The sequence below is a fragment of the Klebsiella sp. R445 genome, assembly GCF_051131755.1.
GTDB lineage: Bacteria > Pseudomonadota > Gammaproteobacteria > Enterobacterales > Enterobacteriaceae > Klebsiella > Klebsiella lignicola.
Map to the genome: position 1 here is coordinate 4088459 of NZ_CP180446.1, position 19010 is coordinate 4107468.

Sequence of the window (19010 nt, forward strand, 5' to 3'; positions counted from 1 at the left end):
GATCAAAATGGTCGATCTGGTGACAGCGTGGGGTGGTGCTCATGTTAATCAATAGAAAGGTTAGTGCCAGACCAAAAGGCGCTCAGTGATTCCCCTTCTGAGCTTAGTCAGCCAGATATGAGGGATGGCAGCGATGCCCCGGACAGCCATGTCACTATTGAATTGTCGATATACGTTCAGGTATCGGATACGACTATAATTACACAAGTAATTAATTCATAAAGATATTCATTATTAGTCTTATTAGTGTCCCTAATGTCGTCGGTGACTCATGGTTTTGAGCTATTATGATTAACGACTCCCAATCGATGCCCGAAAGCATCACTTAAATCATCTTAATCCAGTCTTTATTAACGTGTCTCATTGTCTGTTGGCGAGGTCATAAATCCGCTGACTGGTTGGTCTTTGCCCTTTCGGAGCAGATGAAAAGACACCTTCATAGAAGGAGAATCAATTATGTCTATTCAAGCAATGACTTTTGTTCAGGTAGCCAAAGCTGTTGGCCTGACTCGAGAGCAACTTTATATCACCCTCCGTGCTAATGGCATCATTGAGTCTGTAGGGTTTGAACGTGTATATCAGCGCCGTGATGGTGCAATCCAAAGCTATATGAGTGAGCGCTATGATGGTGAGTTTATAATCAATAGCGCTTGTGGTAAGCGTGACCAGAAGAATAGAATTGTCCCAGACCAAATGTTAGATAGTCGGGTTGTTTTTGTTCTTAAGGCACTTCCGCAAATGGGTTAATGGAAAATGTAAGAGTTAAACTCATACCAAAGCCTCTGACTCAGTGAGCGAAATCTGATAGCGTTTGACTGCCTCTGCAAAGGCTTGGGCTGCATCGGCATTTGACACCATGTATTCTTCAGTCACCCCAGTTTGAGACTGAAAAGTAATATTCCCATAAATACAAATTGGGATTTGATAGTTGTCTTTAAATCTACGGTCTGGTGAGCCATTCTTATTCGTTTTAGCCCATGTATGTCCTGCTATCTTGGAATCACTTGGAACACCATCTTCCTCATGGAATCCTCGATGTTCTGCACTAATTTGTAATTCCCGTAAGTCAATTAATGCGAATGCCCCATCGGCGCGTGGTATGACAGCAACACCCGGATAAAGCAATATATCGTCACCATTGACGTTTTCAAACCGCAATGCACGCCCTGTAAACTGAATGAGGTCAGTTGAACTGAAATCGAAAGTAACAGGGTGGCGATTAACAGACCGCGTGGCTAACGTCCTTTCGGCAAACTGGTCTGTAGCCTTATCCGCAGTAATATCCCATTTTTTTATGCTCGATCTTAATGCGTCGAATGTACGGACCATTGCGGCATAAGCCCGCTGTGAGGCATCACTGCTTTCGAAGGTGATAGCAATTTTAGTATTGTCCTCCCAAGATACGAGGCGAGAAATTTCTGCTTGGGTTTGGGGAAGTTCAGTTTCAAGTTCTGCAATTCGGCGCTTGTAAAACCAACGGAAGAGACTTGATTTACGTCGAACCAATTCGCTCTTTTGTTTTGATTCTTCAGCGAGTGCTTCGTGTAAATCTGCTTTTACCTCTGCCTTTTGCTCTCGGGCTTTGGCGATCAAATCCCGCAGCGGTAAAAGTGATGTACTTGTCAGAACTTCAACCGAGGCGCTGGAAATTTCATTCATCCCAGCTTGGGGCATATAAATCTTAGCGTTTGATGGAATGTTGCTTGGCACTGTCTCTGGTAAATCAAAATGAGGCTCTGAAGAAGACGGATTTAGTAGATTGGTAGCTGAGTGCTTGTCTTCGTAGGGTAAGGTCGGCGTTGTATATGACAAACCAGAACCAGGTAATCCTACTGTCGCTCTGATTCCTTTTTGACCAATATTGACAGTTGCACCCGGTACACCGATGCTCGCGCTTATTCCTCGCTTACCAATGTTGAGGCGAACGCCGGGGAAAAGAGTAAAGGTTTGTCTGAAGCGGAGAGACATAAAGTATTCCCTGTATAGTTATGCGCACCAAAGTTCGAAGTTTCTTTAACATCAATCAGATACAGAAGCCTAATCCTTAACCCGTCCCACGTACTGGCTTATCGTCATTGTTTCTTTCTTCAGATAAATACAGTGGCGAGCGCGCTTCTTCATAAGCGATTTTCACATTCAAGTGATTTAATTTCCATAGGAAATATGTTGATGATGAGCAAATCATACATGCAGTGAGTATTGCAATGTCAGTTGACGCTTATGAAAAACTGTCAAAAATTTCTGTGTGGTTACCATGAAAGTCGCTCTCTTCCTGCATTCCCCGTATGCCCCTAAGGTGGTCTCAATGGCTACCTTTATTTCCTGATAATAGGTTTTATTAAGGTTTTCTGCCTATTCCTTTTGGTGCCAACAAACATCCGTTAGATGTCACTAAGGCTAAGGGTCATTCTATGGTGTCATAAAGTAGTGGTTGATATTAATTGTCACCATTACTATGATGTCCCCACTTTAAATGTCACCTTAAGAGTTCATCATGACCCGACAGTTTATCTATTGCCGTGTATCCACCAGCGAACAGACGACAGAGAACCAACTCAGTGCTATCCGCCAGCGTGGCTACGATGTACCAGCCAGTCGTGTAGTTAGCGAGACCATTTCAGGGGGGATTCCTACAGCCAGCCGTAAGGAGTTCAGTAAGCTGGTGGACAAACTGGAAGCGGGGGATGAACTGATTGTTCTTAAGATTGACCGCTTAGGTCGTGATGCTATCGATGTGTTATCTACCGTAGAACGCTTAGGGTCTATGGGCGTGAAAGTTATTAGCCTCGATTTACCAGTCCCTGATCTCAGCAAGCCTGAAGGCAAAATGATGTTGGGGATGTTCTCCGTCTTTGCTGAGTTTGAGAAGAACAGAATCAGGGAGCGTACTCAGGAATCTCTTGATCGCCTGAAAGCTGAGGGCGTTAAGCTGGGGCGACCTGAAGCCACTGAGACAACCGAGAGCGTTCAACAGTGTAAGACTATGGGACTATCTCAGGCTCAGGCTGCTGATCATCTGGGCATCTCTGTTCGCACTGTGAAGCGTCATTGGCATAAATGAGGAATAGAACACGTAGACAGATCATCAAGTAGACTGTAACCTACTATGTAACCCAAGGGATTCCTTGGTACTTAAGAATCAAATGGTTAGTGACCGATTGTCTTCGATACTTCGATTCCCTTCGCCCGCTCCAGATCTCCTGAATAATCAATAAGTTAGATTATTCAGTCAGTTACGTTGTCCTGCTTTACAGGTACAACTTAAACTACCCATTGTACTACGCCCGCACCTGTCGCGTGATTGGTCTGTGGTACAGAGGCGCATATCATCACACTGGCAGTCGTTCCATCGTGCATACTGCGACAGTCCAACATGAACACAAAGCCGTCTACCCGGCATAATTCCCCAAACTTTCAGTAAAGCGCATTTTTGCCGATGCTCCCACATGCTACACGTCGTGATGACGTTGCAGGGAATAAACAGGTTTATGGTGGTTTTGGTACTTGCAAACCACATGCAAGCTCTGCCAGCGGTTCGACCTCGCTCCTTCGGGTACATGGTCATCCTGATAAACTTCACTGTCTGATATACCCTGATGGAGTCGCTACGCTCCGCATGTTGTCTTACCACCAACGGGCATCAGGTTTGCTATTGTCTGAAATCAGAAGAAAAGAGCCAGCGTGAAAGCTGGCTATGCTCTTAGAATGGTGATGAGGTGAGGAAGACAGGCACGGAGTAGATCGAATCCCGCACTTTGTAAGCCGCCCGGTTGTGAAAGGCGTAGATGGTTCCCTTCACTGACAAGTAGATCGCGTCATTCTCGACCTTCTTCAATGCGTCTTTGTCCGTGGTGATCATGAAAGGCTCGTGATCGTCCTCCAGACTCGCCATAAACGCTTCATCGTCTTTGGTTGCATCATACAGGTAGAAACGGTAGGAAAAGCCCGTGGTGGCTCCTGCGCTCGCTTCCGTGATGTAGAGGTTAGCCAGGTTGTTTACTTTCACCTTCTTGATAATCTCTTGCTCAAGTGGTGAGAAGTGCAGCACCTTGTAAACCCCAAAGGCGACAACTGCCAGCAGGATTAAGAGTAGGTAACGCTTCTTAAAAGCCTGTGCGTTTTGCATAATCGATACCCGCCCTTATCCAATACTGGTCGTTAGGATCATCACCGTAAGGCGTTGAGCCATACCAATCACCAAAAGCCGGATCAGTTGTTCCTGCGCGACTTTGCGCCCATCCTGCGCCCCTGAGTAACACTTTGTCAGGAATCCCCGCAGCGTGACCAACAGCCCCGTAATGGAAGTTACCAAAACTCTCGAACTGCCTCCCGCGCTGTTTGTAATCCCACGGGCCATGCCATCTTACCTGCTGATAAAACCATGCATAGGTGAGGGCTGACGGGCCACGGTGAAAGCGAGCCATCATCATGTTACTGACGATATTCACACCCGGCGGGGCGAAAGAGGACACATCAAACGGCGGGTGAGGTGATGCCGCGAATGTTGGATATCTCACGCTTGCGCTCGCTCATTCCAGGCGTCGGTAAACTGAACATTACCATCGCAGTATTTCCAGGTGATACGCTCGTAGCGTAGCTCTACGCACTCAAGGTGGTTATGCTTTTCTTTGGTCGGATCTTTAGTGTCGTGCATCACTGGAGAACCCGTCATTCCGTCGGTTGGAATGCTCAGATTATGGGAAAATCCGTTGATCCCAATGCTGCCGTCACGGTCTTGAACATCTACAGATCCTTTAATGTCTGCGCCGCCGTCATCCTTGAGCCATAAATACGCTGGAATAGCCATTTTCTCTTTTTCCTCATGTTGTTATAAAAGTCCACAAGGAAAGTGTATGTAATCAAAGTTGGTGAGTAAACGATCAGATGTAACAAAATCATTAATGTAAGCATGGTTAAGTATGAGTTAAGTAACGCTAAATAAAGGGGGCATTGCTATTGTCTGAAATCAGAAGAAGAGAGCCAGCGTGAAAGCTGGCTATGCTCTTAGAATGGTGATGCATTCAGGTAGATTGTGGTTGAGTAGCTCGCGCCATTGGTGAAGTGGTACACATCGCCTTTCACGTCCAGATGAATAGCACTATCACTTATAGCGATCTTTGCACTGCCGTCAGACGTTGATAAAAAAGGCTGGTACTTATCCCCGATACCTTTCAGGAAAGCCGTTTCCGTGACTTCTGGAGGGACTAAATAAAACTGGTACACAAAGTCCGTGGTAACACCTGCACTTCCCTCTGTGATGTATAGCGACAACTTAGAGTTAACTTTTTCAACCTTGTAAACAGTCAGGTCTATTGGGGAGTTGAGCACCTTATACACACCGTAGCAAGCCACTATGACCAAAAGCACTACGGCCCACTTAAAAACCCGAACGTTTCGCATAGTCTATCCCTGCTCTAATCCAGGTCTGGTCTTGAGGATCATCACCATAAGAGTTAGGCCCTGGATAATCTGCAAACTCTGGACGGTTTGTACCTGCGAGAATTTGCGCCGCACCTGCACCGCGAAGAAGAATCTGATCCGGGATACCAGCAGCGTGACCAACATGGTTATGTTTCTCTTTGGTCGGATCTTTATTGTCGTGCATCACTGGAGAAACCCGTCATTCCGTCGGTTGGAATGCTCAGATTATGGGAAAATCCGTTGATCCCAATGCTGCCGTCACGGTCTTGAACATCTACAGATCCTTTAATGTCTGCGCCGCCGTCATCCTTGAGCCATAAATACGCTGGAATAGCCATTTTCTCTTTTTCCTCATGTTGTTATAAAAGTCCACAAGGAAAGTGTACGTAATCAAATTTGGTGAGTAAACGATCAGATGTTACAAAATCATTAATATAAGTGTGGTTAAAATTTAAGTTAAGTGACGCTAAAGGAAAGGGGCATTACACCCCCGTTTATGTTCAATAGTTAGAAGTAGTTTCTCCAGTCGTTCCCTGGGTTTACTTCCTCACCAAACCACCAAAGCGCGTCTAAAAGATATTTAGCTTCAACAATATTTAATTGCTTCCAATACGCGTTTTGAACTACGTCAAAGTAGGCTTTTAACTTGTCCGTTTTGCTACCTTCGGTTTGATCAATTGCCTCGAACTTTTCCAGAATCTCAGCCGGGCGTAACGAGATATTCCCGCTAACTTCGATAAGATAGGATGCAATAGGGTGGTTTTGATGGACTGACCCCACCCCGGAAGTTTCCTGTACTAGCGGGAGCCTATCTCCATTTAACCTCATCTTTGTTACTCTTACTTACGTTGCATTCATTACACATGATTTGCAGATTGGAGAGCTCCAGGGCTAAATGCGGGTAAAGGGAACGAGGTTTAATATGGTCAACATGCATCACCATCCCATCACTTGCACCACGACCACACACGCAGCATTTGTTTCCGTACTCTCTGAACGCCTGATAACGTAAACGCCGCCATTCCTTTGAGTTGTAGAACACTTCCGCATCATTTGCGGTTCGCTGTCTTTGTTGCTGCTCACGCTGGATCTGTTCGAATAACCCGACATGTGTCTCGGCATTGGGATAATTTCCCCATGAGTCTTTCATATTGCTGCTGTCATACTGTTCCCGTGCTTCCATCGTGTCAGGAGGATATAGCCTGGCGGCTACGACCTTGACGATTTTGAATAATATAAACACGACAACTGCCACAACCATTAACGTTTCCACTGCGCACCTATCCTGCACGTTAAAAAAATCTGTATGGTGCAACGCTTCTGTCAGCACCAAAGAGATGTGCATTATATACCTGACCGAGGGTCTCCGCGTAATCAAAAAGGGGCGCTGTATGCCCTGGAGTCTTAACTATTATCCTCTCCAGGCCCGTAGCCACATCACCAACAGATGTAGCCAGTATTTGGACGGTTCTGCCGCTGTCTTTACGTTCTACATATTTGGCAATAGCTGGGAACACTCCATGCCACAACCGGAGAACTGTCTTATATAAAGACAAGTGCTCTACTCATGCAAATATACATAGTCTTCGAACGCCTTGGTTGGTTAAATAACTGGATAAAACAGTCTGCGGGTCGTTATATATCAAAAAAGTTTGATGGTAACTATTTTGAACTGGTACTGCAAAATAAAACCCAATCAAAGAAAATGGATTTAACTCCGCAGGAAGTGATTTTATTGAATGCTCTGGCTAATGTTGCATCAGACCGGGAATCAGGAAACAGAGAAATATTCCCGGGATCTTTATTGTTTTACAGTAAAATAATGGCATGTTGTGCAGGTAAATTACCGAGTTGTTATACTTGTCCCGGACAATAACGTTGAGCATCATAAATATGATAAGGCTCTGACGGACAAATGCCGCGCGGAATCGCGGGTACAGTAAACATGCCGCTGCCCATGGTGGGCAGCACTTGTTAACCCACGGGAGCTTCTATGATCTTCAGCCACATGCGTATTGCCCGACCGGTCAGCGACCTTGAGCACGCCTGTGAGATGTACAGCCAGGGACTGGGACTGGAGCGCATTGCCGATTTCGCCGATCATGACGGTTTCAGTGGAATTATGCTGGGCCATGCGACGCTGCCCTGGCACCTTGAATTCACCGTCTGTCACCGGCACCCGGTGCAGCCTGGCCCGACGGATGAGGATTTACTGGTTCTCTATTACCCCGACAAGCCCGACTGGGAGCACGCTTGCGCCCGAATGGTGACGGCTGGCTTTCGCGGGGTATCAGCGTTTAACCCGTACTGGGACGTGAACGGGCAAACATTCGTCGACGCCGACGGTTACCGGGTGGTGCTGCAGAACCGGCGCTGGGCATAGCGTTCACGCGCGAAAATTCACACACGCTCTCTCAGGCATTGCAAAAATTCGGTGCTGTTGGTCCGGCTTCGACCCGCCTCCCTCAGCGCCGTCATCCTTCCGGCCAGCTAAGATCACAACTTATCGATGCTTCCCAACATCGCGGCGACCAACCTGGTATTTCCCCTACTTTTTATCGCGTTATCCTGCCTTTCTGCACGTGACATCAATGCGATAATCTATGCACATAACTAATTGTTTCTAATCGAATAATCCTTTCTTTTATTTTCATTTGAGATGTCAATCACATTTTGACTTTAGCCAACTTAAAATCTATAAAAGTAGACGTTTGTCGAGTTTTCATCTAAAAGATTGGGGTGAGGGGCTAGACAAAACCAGAATATGGTTATCAAATAGTTAAAAAATATTATACCTCATGTTAATTACTGGCCGGATGTATACATAGTCAACATGTTTTCTGCGGCGCACCTTATCTGGAGAAGTTATGCATTCCTCTGTGAATAAAAATGAAAGCCGGACCTTCTTTGGTCATCCTTATCCGCTGGGTTCGTTATTTTTTACTGAAATGTGGGAGCGCTTTTCGTTTTACGGGATTCGCCCACTATTAATTCTGTTTATGGCCGCCACCGTGTATGACGGCGGAATGGGGCTGGCGCGTGAGAACGCCTCAGCGATTGTCGGTATCTTTGCCGGCAGTATGTACCTCGCGGCGTTACCGGGCGGCTGGCTGGCGGATAACTGGCTGGGTCAGCAGAAGGCGGTCTGGTATGGATCGATTCTGATCGCGCTGGGTCACCTGTCGATCGCCCTGTCTGCCTTTATGGGCGACAACCTGTTCTTCATCGGGTTGATTTTCATCGTGCTGGGGTCGGGCCTGTTTAAGACCTGTATCTCGGTAATGGTGGGCACGCTGTACAAGAAAGGTGACGCCCGTCGTGACGGTGGATTCTCGCTGTTCTATATGGGCATCAATATGGGATCGTTTATCGCTCCGTTGATCTCCGGTTGGCTGATCAAATCGCACGGCTGGCACTGGGGCTTTGGCATCGGTGGCCTCGGGATGCTGGTCGCGTTGGTTATCTTCCGTGTCTTCGCGGTACCGGCGATGAAACGCTATGACAGCGAAGTGGGCCTCGATTCGACCTGGAACAGCCCGGTGGCGAAGAAAAACGGCGTCGGCGCCTGGCTGCTGGCGCTGGCGGTTGGCGCGGCGGTGATCATCACGCTGATTGCTCAGGGGGCGATCGTGGTGAACCCTGTCGCGGTCGCCAGCATGCTGGTATACGTGATTGCCGCTTCGGTGGTGCTGTACTTTATCTACCTGTTCATGTTTGCCGGACTGAGCCGTAAAGAGCGCGCCCGCCTGCTGGTGTGCTTTATTCTGCTGGTCTCTGCCGCCTTCTTCTGGTCGGCATTTGAACAGAAGCCAACCTCATTTAACCTGTTTGCCAATGACTACACCAACCGAATGATCGGCGACTTTGAAATCCCGGCGGTCTGGTTCCAGTCGGTCAACGCGCTGTTTATCATTCTGCTGGCGCCGGTCTTCAGCTGGGCATGGCCGGCCATGGCGCGTAAAGGCGTCCGTCCGAGCAGCATCACCAAGTTCGTTATCGGTATTCTCTGCGCGGCTGCAGGCTTTGGCCTGATGATGATGGCGGCACAGCATGTACTGAACAACGACGGGGCAGGTGTATCACCGTTCTGGCTGGTGGGCAGTATTCTGATGCTGACCCTCGGCGAGTTGTGCCTGAGCCCGATTGGTCTGGCGACCATGACGCTGCTGGCGCCTGAAAGAATGCGCGGCCAGATGATGGGTCTGTGGTTCTGCGCCAGTGCGCTGGGCAACCTTGCGGCAGGCCTGATTGGCGGTCACGTTAAAGCGGACCAACTGGATATGCTGCCGGATCTCTTCGCCCGCTGCTCGATTGCGCTGCTTATCTGCGCCGCCGTGCTCTGCGTGCTGATCGTCCCGGTGCGTCGTATGCTGGAAAACACCCGCAACAACAGCGCTCAGAAGTCAGTCTCCAACGCCTGACGGCAGCGGAAAAACGATGTACAGCGGGCCGTCTGATTAAGACGGCCCGCTTCGGACATTAACGGTAAACAATCCCGCCATCGATCAGGATCGACTGACCGGTAATATAGTCGGAATCCGGGCCAGCCAGATACGAGACCAGGCTTGCCACATCGTCCGGCGTTTCTGCGCGACCGAGTGCAATACCTTCAACATATTTTTTATAGGTCTCACCGACCGGCGCACCGGTAATGTCGGAGAAACGTTTATCGATTTCGGTCCACATGCCGGTACCGACAATCCCCGGGCAGTAGGCGTTCACGGTGATCCCACGGCTGGCGTACTCTTTCGCCGCCGCCTGAGTCAGGGCGCGAACGGCAAATTTGGTGGCGGAATAAATCCCCAGCATAGCGAAACCGTCATGTCCGGCAATCGAGCAGGCGTTGATAATTTTGCCGTTCTGCTTGCGGTCGATAAATTTTTTCGCCGCGGCCTGGATGCCCCATAAAGTTCCCTGAACGTTGATACGCATGATCTGATCGACCTCGTCAGGCGTCACGTCGGCGATCGCCTGCACCTGCGCAATGCCCGCGTTGTTGACGATAATATCAAAGCCGCCCAGCTCTTTTTCCGTCTGGTCAACGGCGGCATATACCTGGGCGCGATCGGCAATATTGGCTACGAACGTCGCGGCCTTACGACCCAGGGCCTCAATCTCTGCGGCTACTGCCGCAATCCCTTCCGGCTTCACGTCGACAAGCATCAACGACGCGCCTTCTTTAGCCAGACGTAAAGCAATACCGCGGCCAATGCCCTGACCTGCGCCGGTCACTAAAGCAACTTTATTTTCGATAGCCATTTCTGTACTCACCTTGTACTGATTAAGAGATGATGGATGCCGGATGGGAAAGGCTGGCCGCACGAACAAGCTGGCCTGACGTACCGCCCATCGGTGGCAGAGGATAAAACTACTTTATAGGTATGGATAAACATGGCCTACCCCCCGTTTGGGGGGGATAATGGCCGGTGTACGGGATGAAGAGGTCATAGCGCTATGGAATTGTTACCCTCGACGGAAGACGCATTGAGCGGGTTTGTTCACCAGGAACCGTTCCGCCTTGCGCGCACCTTACCGCTGATTGCGACGCGCTTTACGCCGCCGCGATCGCCGGGGACGCTGCAGCCACGCGAGCGTCTGCTCCAGCGTCTCGATGCCGCCCTCACCAGTACCCTCACGCTGGTATGCGCTCCCGCCGGGTTCGGTAAAACCACGCTACTGGCCCAGTGGTACCAGCATCGGCAGCAGCAGGGCGATGCGCTCGCCTGGCTGAGTATCGATGACGATGACAGCACGCCTTTGTTGTTGATGCGTTACCTGCAAGAGGCGCTGCGGCCGCTGTGGCAGGCAGAGCATACCCTGGCGGAGAATGCCCCAGGTGACGATTTCCGCCTGTTTCTCGCCGGGCTAGTCAACCAACTGCACCGCCGTCAGGCACCGCTGTTTCTGATTCTTGATGACTACCAGAATATTAGCGACCCGGACATTCATGAGGGGCTGAATTGGTTGCTGAACCATGCACCGCCGTCTCTGCATGTGATTATTGCCAGCCGCAGCCAACCCCCGCTGGCGTTGAGTCGCCTGCAGATGGAGGATCGGCTGGTGGAGATTGACGATCATGCGCTGCGGTTTAACGCCGCCGAGGCCAGAATCTATTTTTCAACGTCGATCTCACCGGCCCCCGAGCGGCAGGATATTCCGCGACTGATAGCCCGCACCGAGGGCTGGGTTGCCGGAATGAAAATGGCCGCCTTAGCGAACGGCAGCGCCCATTCCTGCCTCACCGACGGCAAACTGAACACCGCCTCCCGGGCCCTCTCTCGCTATCTGGACGAAGTTATTTTTGCGCCATTGCCCACGGAGGTGTTGGCCTTTCTTCTGCGAACCTCCATGCTCAACCGTCTGCACCCGTCGCTGTGCGATGCCGTGACCGGGAAACGCAACGGTGAAGCGATGCTGACGTGGATAGCGCAGCACAATCTGTTTCTCTCTGCCCTGGATGCGGACGGCTTCTGGTTCCGTTACCACCCGCTGATGCGCGAAGCGCTGCTGTACCGCCTGCGCCATAGCGCGGAGGTGGATATCCGCACGTTGCATGAACATGCCAGTAACTGGTTTGCTGGCCAGCAGTTGTGGGCGGAGGCGATTCGCCATGCACTGGCCGCCGGAAAGGCGGGGGCCGGGCATGCGGAAGCGGGCGCCCAGTCGCTGGCGGAAGAGGGCGATATCGAGACCATGGTGCGCTGGATCCGCTATCTGCCGGCCAATCTGGACCCTTCGCGCATCGAACTGCAAACGAACCTCGCGTGGGCGTTAGCGCACCGCTTTCGCTTTCACGATGCCCGCCAGCTGCTGGACGCCATTGAGTCACTGGCCGCCGCCAACCGCCGCGAGTTAGCCCACAGTTCATGGATCAAGATCCGCGTCGTGCGGGCTATCTGCGAAGCGTTTGCCGACAATATTGCGCAGAGCATTGCGATCGTCGAACCGCTGCTGCATGACGTACCCTGCGGTGATATCTGGGTGGATGGCCTGGTGTGCAATATTCTCAGCTACTGCCACCTGGCGAACGCCCGGCCGCAGCAGGCGCTGGATGTGCAGCAACGGGTATCGGGAGTGCGGGTGGCGAACCGCAACCTGTTCGTCGAGGTGTACCGGGCGTTTGTTATGGCCCAGGGATACCTGCGTCAGGGCAACCTGGCGGAAGCTCAGCACCAGGCGGCGCGGGCGCTGCAATATGCCGAACAACAGACCGGTCCCCATTCCAGCAGCGGCGCAACCCTGGCGCCAATCCTCGCAGAAATTGCCTGGGAACAAGGGGAAGTGCAGTCCATCGCGACGCTGCTGATGCTCCGCCTGGAGATGATCGATGACTTTTGCCCACCAGATGGCTTTAGCCGCTGTTACATCGTGTTGGCGAGGCTGGCGCGATTAAACGGGCAGACGGACGAGATGATCTCGCTGCTTTTGCATGCCGAAGGCCTGGCGGTGCAGCGCGGATGGCTGCGGGCGCAGGCGCCGCTGCTGGCCGAGCGTATTTGCAATGCGCTTCAGGCGGGCGATCGCGCGGCGGCCGACAGTCTGCTGCTGCGTCTGCAGCAACTGGCCCTCGGGGCCGCCGCGGAGAGCGCTGATTTTGTCACCGCCTGTTTGACCCTGAGTCAGAGCCGGGTGCTGATGGCCGATGGAAAACCCCTGGCGGCAGCCCGGCAGCTCGAGACGCTCGCCGATGAGCAGGAGCGTGTCGGCGAGTGGCTGTTTGCCGTACGTCTGCGGCTGATTCAGGCCGTCGCGCTGTGGCGTGCCGGGGAACAGGAGCGGGCAATTGCTGTGGGGATCCCCGCGTTGCGCCGGGCGTTTCAGCAGAAACTGTGGCGCAGCCTGCTGGACGGCGGGGAGGATATGGCTGCATTGCTGATGGCTATCCAGCAACGCGGAGGCCAGGGCGAGGCTTTCAGCGGTGAGCTGGCGCAGCGCCTTGCCAAATTTAGCGAGGCTGGGATCCTGACTGCTGTAGCCCGTCAGGCGCCGGCGAACCTTCGTCTGACCGAGCGGGAACTGCAAACGCTGGGGCTGATCGCCGAGGGCTACTCCAATAAAGAGATCGCCCGGGCCTTAGGGATTACGGCGGAAACCGTGAAATGGCATCTCAAGCAGCTGTACGAAAAGCTGGAGGTGAATGGCCGGATTCAGGCGGTCAATCAGGCGCGAGAATGGCAGCTATTTGCCTGACGCCTGTGGATCTAACGCGGGTCCGCGACGAAGTGGTCTGCTTCACCAGCGCTTTCGCGCGTCCAGCGTTGTCAGGCGGGCCCGGGCATCTTCCAGCATGGCCTGATACGCCCGCTGACCTCCGGCACCACAGGATCGTGGCGAACAGAAAAACCAGCCGGGGAAGGTCGCTCCGAATACCGGAATCGCTGGCAATAATGAACAGCCAGAGAGAAAAACAGGCTGGAATAATAGTACCTCAGTACTTCCCTCTGTTTATTGAGGGGGAATGTCGGGGCGATGCATGAAATAGATAGGTCAGGATAAGATGATAATTAAATCATTTATTTTGCATCAATACGCTAAGTCTTAACGATATATACATTAGGGATTCGCCATTTCCCCATAGCGGGGGCGGTTTGGCAGGGCTATGCTTAGCACCTGAACAATAAAAAAATAATGAGGCAATGTCATGGATAAGGAACTAGTGGAAGCCGGCTATCGGGCCTATACCGGAGAGAAGATAGATGTCTACTTCAACACGGACATCTGTCAGCACTCGGGAAACTGCGTGCGCGGTAGTGCAAAGCTCTTTAACCTCAAGCGTAAGCCGTGGATCATCCCGGACGAAGTGGATGTCGCCACCGTCGTACGGGTGATCGATACCTGCCCGAGCGGTGCCCTGAAATATTGCCAAAAATAAGTGAGGAAATAGTGGAGATACTGGAAGGTCATAACAAGTTTTACGTCAATGATGCGGCAGGGAATCAGGTCGCCGAAATTGTTTTTGTCCCCACCGGCGAGCATCTCAGCATTATTGAACATACCGACGTGGACGAGAGCCTGAAAGGCCAGGGGGTAGGCAAACAGCTGGTAGCGAAGGTCGTGGAAAAAATGCGCGGCGAGCAGCGAAAAATTATCCCGCTGTGCCCGTTTGCCAAACATGAGTTTGATAACACCCGCGAGTACGACGATATCCGCGCCTGAAATATAAGCACCGGCTTCAACCGGTGCTCTATTTTGCCTGACGTAGATCGCATCTACCGCAAATCAGGTCGTGCCTTCATTTTCCAGCTTCTGCCTTTTACGCAGGTGCGGGAAAATGGTCATCCAGATGGCCACTACCACCAGGGTTCCAATTCCGCCAAGTGCTGCTGCCGGTACGGCGCCCATCCATGCGGCTAACAGGCCAGATTCAAACTCGCCAAGCTGGTTTGAGGTATTGATGAAGATAGCGTTCACCGCGTTCACGCGACCGCGCATATCATCCGGCGTATCCAGCTGCACCAGCGCACCACGAATGACCATGCTCACCATATCGAATCCGCCGAGCGCGGCCAGCGCCAGCAGGGAAAGCCACAGCCGCTCAGAAAGCGCAAATACCAGCGTTGCCAGGCCAAAGCCCGCCACCGAGGCGAACATGATCAGGCCAACGTTTTTCTCCAGCTTGTGGCGGCTGAGCCAGACGCCAACCAGCAACGCGCCAACCGATGGCGCTCCGCGCAGCATCCCCAGGCCCCAGGGGCCAGTATGCAAAATATCCTGCGCGAAGATCGGTAACAGCGCGGTTGCCCCGCCGAGGAGGACGGCAAACAGATCGAGCGAGATCACACCCAGGACATCTTTTCGCTCGCGGATAAAATGCACGCCGGCAAACAGGTTGGTGAGGTTCATGGGCAGACGGGTTTGCGGTGGCCGCTCGTAGCGCAGTCGGCTAACCAGCACAATCGAGAACAAATAGAACAGCGCCGATACACCATACACCACCTCCGGGCCCGCCACGTACAGCAGGCCGCCAAGCGTTGGGCCGATAATCACTGCCGCCTGTCCGCCGACTGAGCTGGCCGCCATCGCCCGTGCAAGGATCGGCGGCGGCACCAGCGCCGGTAGCATCGAGGTGATTGCCGGCCACTCCAGCGCTTTTGCCACCGAGATTAAAAAGACCAGCCCCCAAATTTCAATCTTGTCCGCCCATTGCAGCAGCGTCAGCGCAACCAGCCCGAGTAATGCAACCCACTCAATGAACTGACCAAGCAGCACAATCCGCCGGCGATCGAACTGATCCGCAAGGTGCCCGGCAGGGAGAGCCAGCAGGACGGAAGGTAAGAATTGCATCAGGCCGATCATCCCGAGCGCCATCGCGCTGTGGGTGATGGCATAAATTTGCCAGCTAACGGCAACCGAAAACATTTGAAAACCAAACGATGAACAGGTGCGCGCCAGCCAAAAGGTGACGAACGGCCTGTGCCTCAGCAGTGAATCTTGTGCCGCGGATACCAGTGAACCCATAGTCTTATCCCATTAAAAGCCCATATTCCGGCCGGCATCGTGGTACCGGCCTGGTGGAAAGTCCGCCAGGAACTTTCGGTTTTTATCGTCTGACAAAGTGCGATATCTTGTACATTCCGGCAATGGCAAGGTGTGCGTTTCGCATTAATAAGTTGCCACCTCACCACGACAGGAAAACCATTTGCCTCAACGCCAGCAACAGAAGATGCGTCGGACTGCATTTTTGGCAGATACCGTTGCGCTGATCCTCTTTTTCACGACAACCGGCATTATTAATGAACGCCTGATCGCCGGCATGACGTGGGAGCAGGTTTTCCATGCCCGCCTGCTGGGGGCGGCTCTGATGGTTCCGGTGGCCAGACCTTACGGCATGTGGCGTGACTGGGTAATGAGGCGTGCCGGTGAGAGTCGAATATCTACACTGTTTTGGGATAGCGTGGCGCTTGTCAGTTTTCAGGTTCCCATCTATGCATTGATCATTGCTTTCAGCGGAGCCTCGGGAAGCGGATTGCTTCGCGGCACGCTTGGCGCCGCCCTGATGATGCTTTTGCTGGGACGCCCTTATGGCGCATTTCTTAACTGGGTTCGCAAGTTGTTCGGCTTACCTCCAGGAGGAAGTAAGCCGATGTCGTTGGACAGCTGACTGGTCAGGCGATCTTTTTCTTCTCAGAATTTACTCCCCCCGAGGGGATCGCAAATCGCGCCACATAGCCGCCTCACCATTAAGGCATTCGGCCTCTATGCCGAACTATCCGGCAATGCTGGTGGGAAATCGCCCTGCGGAAAAGCGCTGGATAAGATCCGGCAGATTATCGCCCGTCACCGGCGGTGAGATCAGGTAGCCCTGAAAACGATCGATGCCCTGGGCCTTCAGGATATTGAATTTCTCCAGGCTATCGACCCCTTCAGCAATGCAGCGGCTGCCGGAGAGCTGGCAGTAATAGATCAGGCTTTTGATCAACGCCAGGGCGTGCGGGTCGCGCGCCAGATCGTTGATAATGCTGATATCCAGCTTGTACTCATTAAAGCGCACGGTTCGAACCGGAAACATTACGCTGCTTTGTGAAAAGCAGTCGTCGAGCATGATACAAAAGCCCAGCTGCTGTAAGCGGGTAATATTCTCACCGGTTTTGCCGTGGCGGCTGAGATCGACGGTTTCAGCAAATTCCAGTACCAGCCGTTTGCCCCACTGCGGTTCATGTAACTGCTGACGCGCCGCCTCCATCATGCGGACAATATTGCTATTGTTGGCGATGACCGGCGGGATGTTCACCGCGAAGTAAAACTCCCCCGAGTGCTGATTGATGTTCTGCACCGCCTCCTGCAAGACAAAAGCGGTGAGCAACAGCCAGGCATATTCCGAACGGATCCGCGGCAGAAACTCGCCCGGCAGTAGCACTTCACCGTGGCGCCGCCAGCGTGACAGCACCTCGATGCCCTGCAGCATTAAACGCTCGTCGGTGATGGGCTGGAATACCGGAAAAATGTGCCGGCAGTGAATCGCATGAACAAACTCACGCTCGAACGCAGAAAGCGCGGCGACACCGCTGGCCTTTTGTCCTTTGGTCTGGCTGCCGGGAAAGCGGCTCGCCAGATGTGGATGATGTTCCACCATCTTCTTCAGTCCTGAACTTCGCTGGGTATAGAGGGTTTTATGACTCAGCCCCCGCCGTTGCGCCTGACTATTGATGCTGTCCCCCTGCAGCCAGTCCAGCGCGGTAGTCAGCTCCGGCTTACTGATGCCGCAGGTCGGCGTGCCGCCGGTCGCCATCTCCCGCACCGCCTGCTGTTCCAGAAGGGGGGAGCCCGCTGATGGGGAATAGCTGAGAAGCTCCGCCAGCTGCTGACAGGGTAAATCGGCGGCGGCGGCCTGTACCGCGGCCAGGTAACGCGCCTTGCCGACCTGATGCAACAGCGTGTGCCACAGCCAGTTTGCCGGACTGCGGCTGAGGATCAGCATCGGTAGCGCCACGGCGCGATGTTTCAGGAGCTGCGCCGCCTGGCGCAGAGTGAGCAGCAGCCAGAACGGATCGTCGGGCAAAAATACCACCACGCGACGGACGCTGACCCGCTCGGGAATGAGCCGCGCCTCATGGCGTTGGGGAAACAGCCGACGGGGCTGGCGCAGGCTGCCGTCGTCCATCAACGCGGACAGCCCCTCGGCGGCGATCGTGCAGGGCGAGAGAATATAGTCCACCGGCGGAGAGACCTGCGCCACGCTGCCGCTATTGATAGACAAATGTCACCCCAATAATGGACTGCACGTTGCCCGCCGTGACCTGGCCGGTGGTGCGCGCGTAGGTCGCGGTTAACCCCAGATTGACCGCTGACGTCCCGACGGTCCCCAGAGACACCGTACTGTTGGCCGGAACAACGCTGCCGTTACGGGTCATCTGCACGCCAATGCCCTGGGCGGGCGAGGCCGACGCGGTGTTGCTGAAGATAGAGTTCGCCGCATCGGCGGTGGTACCGGAGAGATAATAGCCGAGATTCTGATTCTGCGCGCAGTACACCGTGACCGGCACCGCCATCGATCCGGGGTATTCCGGGAGCGTCACTGTTACGTCGCGGGCAGAGACATCGCAGCCGCCGGTGGGGACCACCACATCGTTGTTGGCGTAGATATTCCACACGAACTGATATGAGTCGCCGTTGTAGTTGTTGGTCTGGTGCAGAATCAACACCGCAATCAGCGAACCGGTGGTGATCGCCACGCCGCCGGCGGTGCTGATTGGCGTCAGATAGAGCACGGTTGGCCAGGGTTTATCGGTGGTGGAATCATAGATAACCCGGGCGGTTTCCGTGGTGGTCGGGAACGGATAGGTGGTGCCGTTATATCTTACCGTACCGGAAAAACTCGACAGTACGCCGCCGTAAGCGGAGCCGCGCTGCAGGGTCACGTAGTCGGTAATGGTCTGCGGATAGTCGTTGTGGCAGAAAATTTGTGATGACAGGTCGACCACCAGGTTTTGCCCGACGTTGACCGCCGGTGCCAGGTTGACGTAGACGTTGGCGCTGCCGCCGCCGATGGGGATCGTCGCCCCGGTCGCGGTTTTGCAGGCGAAGGACCAGGCATTGACTGACCAGCCCAACAGCAGCAGCGTGGTGAACAGGGTTAAGACTTTTTTCAT

At 53.0% G+C, this 19010-nt stretch carries 20 protein-coding genes and 2 pseudogenes; 9 read left to right on the forward strand and 13 right to left on the reverse strand.

Annotated features, from left to right (window positions below; all coding sequences use genetic code 11):
* The first annotated feature begins 456 nt into the window (after positions 1-456).
* Positions 457-747, forward strand: coding sequence for a helix-turn-helix domain-containing protein (locus ACMYSN_RS19285; protein WP_462495824.1), 291 nt, complete (start codon positions 457-459; stop codon positions 745-747).
* A gap of 21 nt (positions 748-768) precedes the next feature.
* On the opposite strand, the gene ACMYSN_RS19290 is transcribed toward ACMYSN_RS19285, so the two are convergent.
* Positions 769-1968, reverse strand: a complete 1200-nt coding sequence (locus ACMYSN_RS19290) for a DUF4236 domain-containing protein (RefSeq protein ID WP_462495825.1) — start codon at positions 1966-1968, stop codon at positions 769-771.
* A gap of 526 nt (positions 1969-2494) precedes the next feature.
* Between ACMYSN_RS19290 and ACMYSN_RS19295 the strand changes: the two genes are divergently transcribed.
* A complete protein-coding gene (locus ACMYSN_RS19295; RefSeq protein WP_462495826.1) occupies positions 2495-3061 on the forward strand; it encodes a recombinase family protein in 567 nt (188 codons plus the stop codon).
* A gap of 639 nt (positions 3062-3700) precedes the next feature.
* On the opposite strand, the gene ACMYSN_RS19300 is transcribed toward ACMYSN_RS19295, so the two are convergent.
* The 8 genes and pseudogenes from ACMYSN_RS19300 to ACMYSN_RS19335 all read right to left on the reverse strand — a co-directional run bounded on the left by ACMYSN_RS19300 (position 3701) and on the right by ACMYSN_RS19335 (position 6766).
* A complete protein-coding gene (locus tag ACMYSN_RS19300) occupies positions 3701-4126 on the reverse strand; it encodes a hypothetical protein (RefSeq protein ID WP_462495827.1) in 426 nt (141 codons plus the stop codon).
* On the reverse strand, positions 4104-4517 hold the full coding sequence (locus ACMYSN_RS19305; RefSeq protein ID WP_462495828.1) for a polymorphic toxin type 44 domain-containing protein: 414 nt from the start codon (positions 4515-4517) through the stop codon (positions 4104-4106). Before ACMYSN_RS19305 ends, ACMYSN_RS19300 begins: the two co-directional genes overlap by 23 nt.
* Positions 4514-4621: pseudogene (locus ACMYSN_RS19310) on the reverse strand (type VI secretion system tube protein Hcp); the annotation flags it as partial. The pseudogene ACMYSN_RS19310 and the gene ACMYSN_RS19305, both read right to left, overlap by 4 nt.
* A 383-nt stretch (positions 4622-5004) precedes the next feature.
* Positions 5005-5400, reverse strand: coding sequence for a hypothetical protein (locus ACMYSN_RS19315; RefSeq protein ID WP_462495829.1), 396 nt, complete (start codon positions 5398-5400; stop codon positions 5005-5007).
* Positions 5378-5605 carry a polymorphic toxin type 44 domain-containing protein gene (locus ACMYSN_RS19320; protein ID WP_462495830.1) on the reverse strand — a complete coding sequence of 76 codons (228 nt, stop codon included), beginning with the start codon at positions 5603-5605 and terminating at the stop codon, positions 5378-5380. The genes ACMYSN_RS19315 and ACMYSN_RS19320 overlap by 23 nt, the downstream gene beginning before the upstream one ends.
* A 10-nt stretch (positions 5606-5615) precedes the next feature.
* Positions 5616-5759 (reverse strand): annotated as a pseudogene (locus tag ACMYSN_RS19325) (type VI secretion system tube protein Hcp); the annotation flags it as partial.
* A 169-nt stretch (positions 5760-5928) separates the two neighbouring features.
* The gene (locus tag ACMYSN_RS19330) at positions 5929-6201 is read right to left on the reverse strand and encodes a hypothetical protein (protein WP_462495831.1); all 273 of its coding nucleotides are present in this window, start codon (positions 6199-6201) and stop codon (positions 5929-5931) included.
* Positions 6202-6229: 28 nt separating this feature from the next.
* A complete protein-coding gene (locus tag ACMYSN_RS19335) occupies positions 6230-6766 on the reverse strand; it encodes an HNH endonuclease (protein ID WP_462495832.1) in 537 nt (178 codons plus the stop codon).
* Between the two features lie 222 nt (positions 6767-6988).
* Here ACMYSN_RS19335 and ACMYSN_RS19340 point away from each other — a divergent pair, with 222 nt between their 5' ends.
* From ACMYSN_RS19340 to ACMYSN_RS19350, 3 genes are all read left to right on the forward strand, one after another.
* Positions 6989-7297, forward strand: coding sequence for a hypothetical protein (locus tag ACMYSN_RS19340; protein WP_462495833.1), 309 nt, complete (start codon positions 6989-6991; stop codon positions 7295-7297).
* Between the two features lie 117 nt (positions 7298-7414).
* Positions 7415-7804 carry a VOC family protein gene (locus tag ACMYSN_RS19345; RefSeq protein WP_462495834.1) on the forward strand — a complete coding sequence of 130 codons (390 nt, stop codon included), beginning with the start codon at positions 7415-7417 and terminating at the stop codon, positions 7802-7804.
* A 484-nt stretch (positions 7805-8288) separates the two neighbouring features.
* Positions 8289-9842, forward strand: coding sequence for a peptide MFS transporter (locus ACMYSN_RS19350; RefSeq protein ID WP_462495835.1), 1554 nt, complete (start codon positions 8289-8291; stop codon positions 9840-9842).
* A 58-nt stretch (positions 9843-9900) separates the two neighbouring features.
* Here the strand turns inward: ACMYSN_RS19350 and ACMYSN_RS19355 are convergent, their stop codons facing one another.
* A complete protein-coding gene (locus tag ACMYSN_RS19355; RefSeq protein WP_462495836.1) occupies positions 9901-10680 on the reverse strand; it encodes an acetoin reductase in 780 nt (259 codons plus the stop codon).
* A gap of 195 nt (positions 10681-10875) precedes the next feature.
* On the opposite strand from ACMYSN_RS19355, the gene ACMYSN_RS19360 reads away from it, so the two are divergent.
* The 3 genes from ACMYSN_RS19360 (at position 10876) to ACMYSN_RS19370 (ending at position 14577) form a co-directional block, all read left to right on the forward strand.
* Complete coding sequence (locus ACMYSN_RS19360; RefSeq protein ID WP_462495837.1) at positions 10876-13611, forward strand: MalT transcriptional regulator family protein; 2736 nt, start codon at positions 10876-10878, stop codon at positions 13609-13611.
* A 451-nt stretch (positions 13612-14062) separates the two neighbouring features.
* Positions 14063-14293 carry a (4Fe-4S)-binding protein gene (gene yjdI / locus ACMYSN_RS19365; protein WP_462495838.1) on the forward strand — a complete coding sequence of 77 codons (231 nt, stop codon included), beginning with the start codon at positions 14063-14065 and terminating at the stop codon, positions 14291-14293.
* A gap of 11 nt (positions 14294-14304) precedes the next feature.
* Positions 14305-14577 carry a GNAT family N-acetyltransferase gene (locus ACMYSN_RS19370; protein WP_004867312.1) on the forward strand — a complete coding sequence of 91 codons (273 nt, stop codon included), beginning with the start codon at positions 14305-14307 and terminating at the stop codon, positions 14575-14577.
* A gap of 63 nt (positions 14578-14640) precedes the next feature.
* Here the strand turns inward: ACMYSN_RS19370 and ACMYSN_RS19375 are convergent, their stop codons facing one another.
* Positions 14641-15879 (reverse strand): MFS transporter, encoded by a 1239-nt coding sequence (locus tag ACMYSN_RS19375; protein WP_462495839.1) that lies wholly within the window; start codon positions 15877-15879, stop codon positions 14641-14643.
* A gap of 181 nt (positions 15880-16060) precedes the next feature.
* Between ACMYSN_RS19375 and alaE the strand changes: the two genes are divergently transcribed.
* Entirely contained in the window at positions 16061-16522 is a 462-nt protein-coding gene (gene alaE / locus ACMYSN_RS19380) for an L-alanine exporter AlaE (RefSeq protein ID WP_462495840.1), read from the forward strand.
* A gap of 105 nt (positions 16523-16627) precedes the next feature.
* Here alaE and ACMYSN_RS19385 read toward each other — a convergent pair whose 3' ends face one another.
* Together ACMYSN_RS19385 and ACMYSN_RS19390 are read right to left on the reverse strand one after the other, a co-directional pair.
* Positions 16628-18076 (reverse strand): EAL domain-containing protein, encoded by a 1449-nt coding sequence (locus tag ACMYSN_RS19385; RefSeq protein WP_462498290.1) that lies wholly within the window; start codon positions 18074-18076, stop codon positions 16628-16630.
* Positions 18077-18104: 28 nt separating this feature from the next.
* Positions 18105-19010, reverse strand: coding sequence for a fimbrial protein (locus ACMYSN_RS19390; protein WP_462495841.1), 906 nt, complete (start codon positions 19008-19010; stop codon positions 18105-18107).

What these genes read in the sequence shown, in the direction of transcription:
- ACMYSN_RS19285 (WP_462495824.1), top strand. Translation starts at nt 457, where the DNA reads ATGTCTATTCAAGCAATGACTTTTGTTCAGGTAGCCAAAGCTGTTGGC.
- ACMYSN_RS19290 (WP_462495825.1), bottom strand. Translation starts at nt 1,968, where the DNA reads ATGTCTCTCCGCTTCAGACAAACCTTTACTCTTTTCCCCGGCGTTCGC.
- ACMYSN_RS19295 (WP_462495826.1), top strand. Translation starts at nt 2,495, where the DNA reads ATGACCCGACAGTTTATCTATTGCCGTGTATCCACCAGCGAACAGACG.
- ACMYSN_RS19300 (WP_462495827.1), bottom strand. Translation starts at nt 4,126, where the DNA reads ATGCAAAACGCACAGGCTTTTAAGAAGCGTTACCTACTCTTAATCCTG.
- ACMYSN_RS19315 (WP_462495829.1), bottom strand. Translation starts at nt 5,400, where the DNA reads ATGCGAAACGTTCGGGTTTTTAAGTGGGCCGTAGTGCTTTTGGTCATA.
- ACMYSN_RS19320 (WP_462495830.1), bottom strand. Translation starts at nt 5,605, where the DNA reads ATGCACGACAATAAAGATCCGACCAAAGAGAAACATAACCATGTTGGT.
- ACMYSN_RS19335 (WP_462495832.1), bottom strand. Translation starts at nt 6,766, where the DNA reads ATGCACATCTCTTTGGTGCTGACAGAAGCGTTGCACCATACAGATTTT.
- ACMYSN_RS19340 (WP_462495833.1), top strand. Translation starts at nt 6,989, where the DNA reads ATGCAAATATACATAGTCTTCGAACGCCTTGGTTGGTTAAATAACTGG.
- ACMYSN_RS19345 (WP_462495834.1), top strand. Translation starts at nt 7,415, where the DNA reads ATGATCTTCAGCCACATGCGTATTGCCCGACCGGTCAGCGACCTTGAG.
- ACMYSN_RS19350 (WP_462495835.1), top strand. Translation starts at nt 8,289, where the DNA reads ATGCATTCCTCTGTGAATAAAAATGAAAGCCGGACCTTCTTTGGTCAT.
- ACMYSN_RS19355 (WP_462495836.1), bottom strand. Translation starts at nt 10,680, where the DNA reads ATGGCTATCGAAAATAAAGTTGCTTTAGTGACCGGCGCAGGTCAGGGC.
- ACMYSN_RS19360 (WP_462495837.1), top strand. Translation starts at nt 10,876, where the DNA reads ATGGAATTGTTACCCTCGACGGAAGACGCATTGAGCGGGTTTGTTCAC.
- yjdI (WP_462495838.1), top strand. Translation starts at nt 14,063, where the DNA reads ATGGATAAGGAACTAGTGGAAGCCGGCTATCGGGCCTATACCGGAGAG.
- ACMYSN_RS19375 (WP_462495839.1), bottom strand. Translation starts at nt 15,879, where the DNA reads ATGGGTTCACTGGTATCCGCGGCACAAGATTCACTGCTGAGGCACAGG.
- ACMYSN_RS19390 (WP_462495841.1), bottom strand. Translation starts at nt 19,010, where the DNA reads ATGAAAAAAGTCTTAACCCTGTTCACCACGCTGCTGCTGTTGGGCTGG.